The following is a 9212-nucleotide window of genomic DNA, read 5'->3' on the forward strand; positions in this document are numbered from 1 at the left end:
ATTTCGGGTCGTGGTGGGGCGGGGGCTATAGGTTTGGCGGCGTGAGTGGAGCGTTTGGGCCGCCGGGACGGCCGCCGGAGGTCGTCGCGCAGCGGTCCGGGTTCAAGGACCTGTTCACCGGTGCCGGGTATCTGTTCCGCGGGCTCGGCTGGGTGGCGCGGCGGCCGGGGCAGTGGCTGTTCGGGCTGATCCCCGCGCTGATCGTGCTGGCCGTCTACGGGACGGCGCTGGTCCTGCTGGCGTTCCAGGTCGATGACCTGGCCGGGTGGGTGACCGGGTTCGCGGACGGGTGGTCGGACGCGGCGCGGTCGTCGGCGCGGGTGGTGGCCGGGATCGCGATCTTCGGGTCGGCGCTGTTCCTCGCGCTGATCACGTTCACGGCGGTGACGCTGCTGGTCGGGGACCCGTTCTACGAGGCGATCGCGGTGCGGGTCGAGGAGTCGCGCGGCGGTGCGCCGCCCGACCCCGAGGTGCCGCTGATGGTCTCGATCGGGCGGGCGGTCAAGGACACGCTCATCCTCGGGGTCGTCGCGCTGGGGTTCGCGGTGGTGTTCTTCGCGTGCGGGTTCGTGCCGGTGATCGGGCAGACGGTCGTGCCGGTGACCGCCGGGCTGGTGTCGGGGTACTTCCTGGCCGGCGAGCTGTCGTCGGTGGCGCTGGAGCGGCGCGGGATCCTGCGCAAGGAGCGGTTCGCGCGGATGCGGGCGAACCGCGCGCTGGTGGTCGGGTTCGGGGCCGCGACCGTTGTGGTGTTTCTCATTCCGCTGGGTGCGGTTCTCGCGATGCCGGGGGCGGTCGCGGGCGGGACGCTGCTGGCCCGGGAGCGCCTCGCGGACGGCCCGGAGACCGCTGCGGGGCTGGTCACACCGGGTGGCGGTGGTCCGGCTGCGTATCACTGAGGCGATAGGAAGATGTGTCCAGAGCGTGATTACAGGTCGGGATTCAAGCGCTGATCTTCGCGTAACGTGTGCCGCATGTCCGATCAGGGGGAGCGCGGCGTGCGCTGGACCGATATGAGCGAGAGCGACCCGCGGGACGGGTCCCGCGAGGAGCCGCAGGCCGGTGGCGACACCGGTCCGCAGGTGGCCTTCCCCGAGCCCAAGGTGCCCGGCGGCGGGTTCATACCGGCCGCCGAGCCCGCCTCCGGGCCCGCCTCCGAGTCTGCCTCCGGTTCCGCGGCGGACGCCCGGTCGCACGACGTCTGGGGCAAGGTCGAGGAGGCGGACCGGCCGTCCGCCGAGCCGGCGGCCGAGGACGTCCGGGTGGCGCCCGCGCCGGAGGCCGAGTCGCAGCAGTGGGAGGGCGACCTGTTCGACGAGGGCGCCGGGAACGAGCAGGGCGACGAGCGGTACGCCCCCGCCGTCCCCACCGGGGCCGGGCAGCCCGCCAAGCCGGGCAAGCCGAGCAGCGGCAACTGGCAGATGCCGGAGTGGATGGCGGACGAGGAGTCCGCCGACGCCAAGCTCGGCGGCTCGCCGGACGCGCCGCGCGACGTCCTGGACGACGGCGGCGGCCGCTCCCGGCTGGTGCTGTTCGGCGGGATCGGGCTGCTGGTCGTCGCGCTGATCGCGGCCGCGGCGGTGTTCCTGCTGAAGGGCGGCGGCGACGAGCCTGCGGAGGCGGACGGGAACGCGGGCCGGACGGCGGAGCAGTCCGAGGCGCCGCAGGTGGAGCTGCCGCCGGACAAGCCGCTCGGGACGTTCGGCGGCCGGCCGAGCCGGGTCGGCGGGCAGGTCGCCGACGCGCATTCCGGGCTGTCGTACCCGCAGATGGCCGCCCCCTGGAAGGTGCCCACGAAGCAGAACGGGCTGGGCACGGCGGGCTGGTCCGGGCAGCAGATCCTGGTGACGGAGAACCGGGCCGGGCAGATCTGGTACGGCCAGCTGCTCACCGGCACGCTGCACCCGAGCATGCAGGCCGCCTACCAGGGGCCGGAGAGCGTGAAGAACGCCACCGCGCTGGTCGCGCAGAGCTACGAGGCGCAGTACTACGCGTTCCCGCACCAGACGAGGCCGCTGGCTTCGCAGGCCCTGAACGTGGGCGGGCGGCAGGGCTGGCTGATCGCCTCGTACCTGACCTACCAGCGCGAGGGCGTGCGGGCGACCGGCGAGGTCGTCGCCACCGCCGTGATCGACACCGGCCGCAAGACGCCCGCGGTGGTGTTCGCGTCGATGCCGAACACGCACAAGCAGATGTGGCCGGACGTCAACACGTTCTTCTCCGGCCTGAAGCTCGTGCCCTGACGCGCCCTGACAAACCGAATGACGTTCTAATAGGCTGTGGCCACTTCTAGAGAGGTGGAGCCATGGCGATCGGTTTGACGGAGGAGCACGAGGCACTGGCGGCGTCGGTGCGCGGGTTCGCCGAACGGAACATCACGGCGCAGGCCGTCCGCGATGGGGACGCCGCCGGTTTCTGGACGGCGCTCGCCGAGCAGGGCCTGCCGGGCCTGCACCTGCCGGAGGACGCCGGGGGCCAGGGCTTCGGACTCCTTGAGCAGGCCGTCGCGCTGGAGGAACTCGGCCGCGTCCTCGCCCCGGGGCCGTACGCGCCGACCGTCCTCGCGTCCGCGGCGCTGCACGCCGGTGGGGACGCGAAGCTCCTGCAGGGTTTGGCCGACGGGTCGCGCAAGGCCGCGGTGGGGCTGTCCGGAAGCCTCGATGTGGACGGCTCCAGCGTTTCCGGGACGGTGCAGCCCGTCCTGGGCGCACCGCTGGCCGACCTTTTCCTGCTTCCGGCGGGCGACCGCTGGGTCGTCCTTGAGCGGGACGAGGTCGTCGTCGGCGAACTGGAGTCCTTGGACGTCACCCGCCCAGTGGGATCCGTCACGGCCGACGGGGTGACCGCCCCGGACGAGCGTTTCCTTGACGGCGCCGACGTGCGGGCGCTCGCCGTCGTCCTCCTTGGGGCCGAGGCGTGCGGCGTGGCCGGACGCGCCCTGGACGACGCGGTCGCCTACGCCAAGATCCGCGAGCAGTTCGGCCGTCCCATCGGGCAGTTCCAGGGCATCAAGCACAAGTGCGCCCGCATGCTCATCGCGCTGGAGCGCGCCAGGGCGGCCGTATGGGACGCGGCGCGCGCGCTGGACGAGCCCCGGGAGCAGCGCGCCTACGCCCTCGGCGTCGCCGCCGCGCTGGCCGCCGACGCGGCCGTCACCTGCGCGGAGGGCAACATCCAGGTACACGGCGGCATCGGCTACACCTACGAGCACGACGCCCATCTCCTCTACCGGCGGGGCCTGACCCTGCGGGCGCTCCTCGGCCGGGCGAGCGGGCACCGCGCGGACGTGGCGGCCCTGGCCGTCGCGGGCGTGCGCCGCCCGATGAGCGTGGACCTGCCCGAGGAGGCGGAGCCGGTGCGCGAGGAGATCCGCGCCCGCGTCGCCGAACTCGCCGCGATGGACCCGCTGACGCAGCGCGCAGCGATGGCGGAGGGCGGCTGGGTGACCCCGCACCTGCCTAAGCCGTGGGGCAGGGACGCCTCGCCGCTGGAGCAGATCGTCATCCAGCAGGAGCTGAAGGCGGCCAAGGTGCGCCCGGTGCCGCTGATGATCGCGGGCTGGGTCGTCCCGTCGCTGGTGCAGTACGGGACGCCGGAGCAGCAGGAGCGGTTCCTGCCGCCCACGCTGCGCGGCGAGATCATCTGGTGCCAGTTGTTCTCCGAGCCGGGCGCGGGCTCCGACCTGGCGGGGCTGCGCACCCGCGCCGAGCGCGTCGAGGGCGGCTGGAGCATCAGCGGCCAGAAGATCTGGACGTCGCTGGCCCGCGACTCGCAGTGGGGCATCTGCATCGCCCGCACCGACCCCGACCGGCCCAAGCACGACGGGATCACGTACTTCCTGGTGGACATGGCCTCGCCGGGCATCGAGATCCGGCCGCTGCGGGAGTGCACCGGCGACGCCGTGTTCAACGAGGTGTTCCTGGACAACGTCTTCGTCCCCGACGACCTCGTGGTCGGGCCCGTCAACGCCGGCTGGCGCGTCGCCCGCACGACCCTGGCGAACGAGCGCGTCGGCCTGACCAGCAGCTTCCAGCTCGGCGGGGACCTGCCCAAGCTGCTCGACCTCGCCGCCGGGCTGGGCCTGGCCGACGACCCGGTCGTCCGCGACGGGCTCGGCCGGCTCGCCTGCGACGAGCACTCGTTCAACCTCCTCGGGCTGCGGGCCACGCTGAAGCAGCTCTCGGGCACGGACCCGGGCGCGACGGCGAACGTCCGGAAGCTGGTGGCGATGGAGCACGGCCAGCAGGTCACCGAGTTCGGGTTCACGCTCCTCGGCGAGGAGGGCGCCCTGACCGGCGGCTGGAAGAGCGACCTGCGCGCCCGCTGGACCCGCTACCTGCTCGCGTCCCGCGCGATGAGCATCGGCGGTGGCACCACCGAGGTGAACCTCAACGTGATCGGTGAGCGGATCCTCGGCCTCCCGCGCGATCCGGAACCGGCGGGATGACCGGGATGTCTCCCGGCGGCGCGCACGTGGGGTAGCGTCCTGGCGGGCATGAGGGAGCGGACTGCTTGAACGGGCGGGCACGGCATCTGGTGGCCGCGCTGACCGGGCTGGGGCTCGGGCTCGCGGCGCTGGGGCCGGGGCTCGCGCCCGGGTTCGTGCTGTCGTACGACATGGTGTTCGTGCCCGACCCCGCGTTCACCGCGCTGACGTTCGGGCTGACCGGGATCGTTCCGCGGCACGTGCCGAGCGACGCGTTCGCGACCGCGCTCGCGACCGTCCTCCCGGCGGACGCGGCGCAGAAGCTCATCCTGCTCGCGATCTTCGTGATGGCGTGCACGGCGGCGGCGTCGCTCGTCCCGACGACCCGGCTCCCGCCGCGCCTGGCGGCCGGGGTCTGCTACGCCTGGAACCCGTTCGTCGCCGAGCGGCTGCTGCTCGGCCAGTGGGCGCTCCTGCTCGGTTACGCCGCACTGCCATGGGTGGTCGCCGCCGCCGCGGGGCTGCACGATCCGGGCGGGGGCAGGCGGCTCGTCCGGTCCCTGCTACCGGCGGCCATCGGCGGGTTCGCGGCGCTGGCCGTTTCCGGCCTGACGGCGCTCGCCGTCGCCGTGGTGGCCCGCGGGCACGCCGGGGTCCGGGGCAGGTCGGTGGCCGCGGCACGGGTCGTGGGCGCCGCGGGCGTGCTGAGCCTTCCGTGGCTGGTGCCGGGGCTGCTGCGTCCGGCCGGGGTGCCCGGGGACGGGTCGGCCGTCGGCCTGTTCGCCGCGCGGGCCGACACGCCGTTCGGGACGCTCGGCAGCCTGTTCCTGCTGGGCGGCGTGTGGAACGGCGAGACGGTGCCGGACGGCTACGGAGCCCCGGTGACCGCGACGTTCTGGCTGCTCGTGGTGGTCGCGGCGCTGGCGGCCTACTGGAAGTGGTGCCGGGAGCCCAGGTGGCGGCGCGGCCTGGCCGCGGCTGCGGTGGCCGGGTTCGCGGTGGCGGCGCTCGGGGCGGTCGCCGCACCGGTCCTGGAGGGCGTGATCGGCCTCTGGTCGGGGTTCGCGGTCTTCCGGGACGGTCAGCAGTACGTGGCGCCGCTGGCCGTCGCGGTCGCGGTCGGGCTCGGGGCGGCCGCCGACCGGGCCGCGGAGGCGCGGCTGCCGGGCGTCGCCGCCGCCGCGATGGCCGTGCCGGTGATCCTGCTGCCGACGCTCGCGTGGGGCGCGGCGGGGGAGCTGCGGGCCGTCCGCTACCCGGACGACTGGGCGCGGGCCAGGCAGATCATCCACGCGGACCCGGCCGAGGGGGACGTCCTGGTGCTGCCCTGGGCGTCGTACCGGAGCTACCCCTGGAACCACGGGCGGCGCGTCCTCGACCCGCTGCCCCGCTACCTGCACCGCCGGGTCGTCGTGGACGACGCCGTCAGCGTCGGCACCACCGGGGGGACCACGACCGTCGCGCCGGAGGACCCGCGGGCCGTCCGGCTGGCGCCCGCCGCCCGCTCCGGTGCCCCTCCCGTGGCCGTGCTGCGCGCCGAGGGGATCCGGTACGTCGTCGTCGACGCCGAGATCGGGTCGCAGCGTCCGGCCGGCCCCGCCGTCGAGGTGCTGCGCGGCCCCGACCTGGCCGTCTACCGGATCGACGGGGCCGCCGCGGCCCCGGGGGACGGTGTGCCGGTGGTGCCGGTCGTGCTGGGGTGGGTCATCGCGAGTCTGGTGGTTTTCTGGTCATTCCTGGCGTCAGGTACTACTCTGAGCCAACCATTACTCAGCAGTATCAAACCCCGCCGCAGACCCCCTCGTAGAAGGACCCCCTGATGCGCATCGCCATCGCCGCAGTGGTCGGCGTCCTGCTCGCCGCCGGAGCGTCGCTCGGCACGGTCCAGCTCGTGGAATCCTCCCAGAAGGACCCCGTCATCAAGCCGCTGTACAACTACGGCTCCCGCTGACGCGCAGGCCCCGATGCTGACGTGTAGGCCCTGATGGGCGGGCACTTGGGGATTCGGCGCGACGGCTCCCCCCTCCTGGAGATCGTCGTCCCCGCCTACAACGAGGCCGACCGGCTTCCGGAGGGGCTCGGCCTGCTCTGCGCCAAGCTCGCCGAGCTCCAGGTGCGCGCGGAGGTCATCGTCGTCGACAACGCCAGCACCGACGGCACCGGCGACATCGTCCGGGCCTGGGAGGGGCCGGTGCCCGTGCGGGCGGTGCACTGCGAGCGCCGGGGCAAGGGAGCGGCGGTCCGCGCGGGACTGCTGGAGACGCGCGCTCCGTATGTGGGATTCATGGACGCCGATATGGCAACAGACCTCGCCGCGCTGGACGAAGCCATCGTCCTGCTGCGCGAGGGCCGCCCGGTCGTGGTCGGGTCAAGGCGCCACGGTCGGTCGGTCGTCCAAGGATACGCCGTGCCCCTGCGGCGGCTCGGTGCCATCGCGTTCAACCGCGCCGTCCGCGATCTCGTGGGCGGCATCGCCGACACGCAGTGCGGGTTCAAGTTCTTCGAGGGGCCGCTGGCGCGCGCGGCGGCGGCGGACCTGCGGACCGACGGCTTCTCGTTCGACGTCGAGCTGCTCGCCCACTGCGTGCGGCGGGGCGCGTCGGTGACGGCGATCCCGGTGGTGTGGCGCGACCGCCCCGGCTCGACGTTCTCGGTCCGGCGGCACTCGCTGCAGTGCCTGCTCGACCTGGCGCGGATCCGCGCGCGCGCCGGGATCCGGTTGCCCGCCGTGCCCGCGGCGCCGACCGTCCCGGTCGTGCCCGTCCGGGCGATGTTCGCGGACGCGAAGGCGGAACCGATCATCCTGGACAACGGCCTGCCGTCGACGCCCACCGCACAGTCGGGATGAACGCGGACTCCCCGGACCCTGGCACGACCTCCGCGAGACTCCGGCTGGCGGTCGTCAACTGGCGGGATCCGTGGCATCCCGCCGCGGGCGGCGCCGAACGGTACGCGTGGGAGCTCGCGCGCAGGTTCGCCGCGGACGGCTCCCGCGTCCACTACGTCACGTCCCGGGCGCCGGGGCAGCGGCGCCGCGAGCGCGTCGAGGACGTGGAGTTCGTGCGGCTCGGCGGCCGGTTCACCGTCTACCCGCTCGTCCTGCTGTGGCTGCTGGCCCGCCGGTTCAGCCTGCCGGCACGCAGGCGAGGCCGCTCGCTCGACGCGCGTTCGTTCGACATGCGTTCGTTCGACGCGCGTTCGTTCGACGCGGTCATCGACTGCCAGAACGGCATCCCCTTCTTCACCCCGTGGGTCGTCCCGCGCCGTGTGCGGGTGGTCTGCGTCGTCCACCATGTGCACGACGCCCAGTTCGACCTGTACTTCCCGCGGTGGCTGGCCTGGCTCGGCCGCGTGCTGGAGGGGCCGGTGAGCCGCTGGACGTACCGGCGGCACGCGTTCGCCGTCGTCTCACCGTCCACGCTGCGCGCGGTGCGGGAACGGCTCGGCTGGACGGGGCCGGCGCACGTCGTCCCCAACGGGACCGCGGTCGCCGAACCCGGCGCGGCGCCCGCCGAGCCCGCCGGAGATCCGGACCTGGTCTGCGTGACGCGGCTCGTCCCGCACAAGCGCCTCGGCCTCCTCCTCGACCTCGCGGAGCGGCTCGCGGAGACCCGCCCGGGGCTGCGGCTGCACGTCGTCGGGGACGGGCCGGAGGCACCCGCGCTGGCCGCCGGGATCACCGAGCGGGGCCTGGACGGCGTCGTCATCGCGCACGGCTACGTGGCGGAGGAGGCCAAGGCCGCCCTCGTCGCCCGCGCCGACCTGCACCTCAGCACGTCGCAGGGCGAGGGCTGGGGCCTCAGCGTCATCGAGGCCGCCGCGCTCGGCGTCCCGACCGTCGCGCACGATGTGGACGGGCTGCGCGACGCCGTCCGCGACACGGTCACCGGATGGCTCGTCCACCCCGGCGACGACCAGGCCGACGTCGTCGAAAGGGCTCTCAAGGAGCTCGGCGACCCCGCGCGCCGCGCGGAGATCGCCGCCGCCTGCCGGGAGTGGGCGGGGGAGTTCGACTGGGCGCGGACGGCCGACCGGATGCGCGGCCTCCTCACCGCCGCGACCCTGCCGGGGGATGAGCCCGCACCCGCGGGCCGGCGGTACGGTGACGGGCACCCAGGCTGACAATTCGGGCACGGGCATTCCAAGCACGGGCATTCCGGGCACGGGCACGGGCGGAGAGGGGCGGAGCGCGAGCATGGCCGTGGGAGAGGCGAACCCGCCTCGCGCCGGCGCGCCCCGGCGGCCCGGCCCCGGCGGGCCGCCGGGCGGCGCGGACATCGGCGAGCGGCTGCGGGAGCGGCTGCGCGTCCTGGCGTGCTGCCTGACGCTCGTCGCGATCGCGTTCAGCACCCGGCCCGGCGAGATCCTCGCCGACACCAAGATCGACATGGCGGTGAACCCGCTCGGGTTCCTCGGCCGCGCCCTGCACCTGTGGGACCCGGAGCAGTTCGGCCAGCTGCAGAACCAGGCCGTCGGCTACCTGTTCCCGATGGGCCCGTTCTTCGCGCTCGGCGACGTGGCCGGGATGCCCGCGTGGATCACGCAGCGGCTCTGGACGTCGCTGCTGCTGTGCCTGGCGTTCGTCGGGACCTACCGGCTGGCCGGGCGGCTCGGCCTCGGCGGTTCCGGCGCCGCGTCGGCCGTCCCGCGCATGTTCGCCGGGATGGCCTACGCGCTCGCCCCGAGCGGGCTCGCGACGCTCGGGCAGATCTCCTCGGAGTACATGCCGGTCGCGATGCTGCCGTGGATCGTCCTGCCGCTGGTCGGCGCGGCGTCCGGGGAGAGC

At 74.3% G+C, this 9212-nt stretch carries 8 protein-coding genes; all 8 read left to right on the plus strand.

Annotation, left to right across the window (positions count from 1 at the left end):
- The first annotated feature begins 41 nt into the window (after window positions 1–41).
- Window positions 42–899, plus strand: coding sequence for an EI24 domain-containing protein (locus E1200_RS27340; protein ID WP_131954954.1), 858 nt, complete (start codon window positions 42–44; stop codon window positions 897–899).
- A gap of 75 nt (window positions 900–974) precedes the next feature.
- On the plus strand, window positions 975–2243 hold the full coding sequence (locus tag E1200_RS27345) for a hypothetical protein (protein ID WP_131954955.1): 1269 nt from the start codon (window positions 975–977) through the stop codon (window positions 2241–2243).
- Window positions 2244–2305: 62 nt separating this feature from the next.
- Window positions 2306–4447, plus strand: a complete 2142-nt coding sequence (locus E1200_RS27350; RefSeq protein WP_131954956.1) for an acyl-CoA dehydrogenase — start codon at window positions 2306–2308, stop codon at window positions 4445–4447.
- Window positions 4448–4512: 65 nt separating this feature from the next.
- Window positions 4513–6246, plus strand: coding sequence for a hypothetical protein (locus E1200_RS27355; RefSeq protein ID WP_131954957.1), 1734 nt, complete (start codon window positions 4513–4515; stop codon window positions 6244–6246).
- Window positions 6246–6377, plus strand: coding sequence for a hypothetical protein (locus tag E1200_RS35290; protein ID WP_279485180.1), 132 nt, complete (start codon window positions 6246–6248; stop codon window positions 6375–6377). Before E1200_RS27355 ends, E1200_RS35290 begins: the two co-directional genes overlap by 1 nt.
- Before the next feature lie 45 nt (window positions 6378–6422).
- On the plus strand, window positions 6423–7274 hold the full coding sequence (locus tag E1200_RS27360; RefSeq protein WP_243708862.1) for a glycosyltransferase: 852 nt from the start codon (window positions 6423–6425) through the stop codon (window positions 7272–7274).
- Window positions 7271–8548 (plus strand): glycosyltransferase family 4 protein, encoded by a 1278-nt coding sequence (locus E1200_RS27365; RefSeq protein WP_131954959.1) that lies wholly within the window; start codon window positions 7271–7273, stop codon window positions 8546–8548. The genes E1200_RS27360 and E1200_RS27365 overlap by 4 nt, the downstream gene beginning before the upstream one ends.
- 73 nt (window positions 8549–8621) lie before the next feature.
- Window positions 8622–9212: alpha-(1->3)-arabinofuranosyltransferase family protein (locus E1200_RS27370; protein WP_243708863.1), on the plus strand; the 591-nt coding region annotated here is incomplete at its 3' end.

This window comes from Actinomadura sp. GC306, assembly GCF_004348665.1.
GTDB lineage: Bacteria > Actinomycetota > Actinomycetes > Streptosporangiales > Streptosporangiaceae > Spirillospora.

What these genes read in the sequence shown, in the direction of transcription:
- E1200_RS27345 (WP_131954955.1), top strand. Translation starts at nt 975, where the DNA reads ATGTCCGATCAGGGGGAGCGCGGCGTGCGCTGGACCGATATGAGCGAG.
- E1200_RS27350 (WP_131954956.1), top strand. Translation starts at nt 2,306, where the DNA reads ATGGCGATCGGTTTGACGGAGGAGCACGAGGCACTGGCGGCGTCGGTG.
- E1200_RS35290 (WP_279485180.1), top strand. Translation starts at nt 6,246, where the DNA reads ATGCGCATCGCCATCGCCGCAGTGGTCGGCGTCCTGCTCGCCGCCGGA.
- E1200_RS27365 (WP_131954959.1), top strand. Translation starts at nt 7,271, where the DNA reads ATGAACGCGGACTCCCCGGACCCTGGCACGACCTCCGCGAGACTCCGG.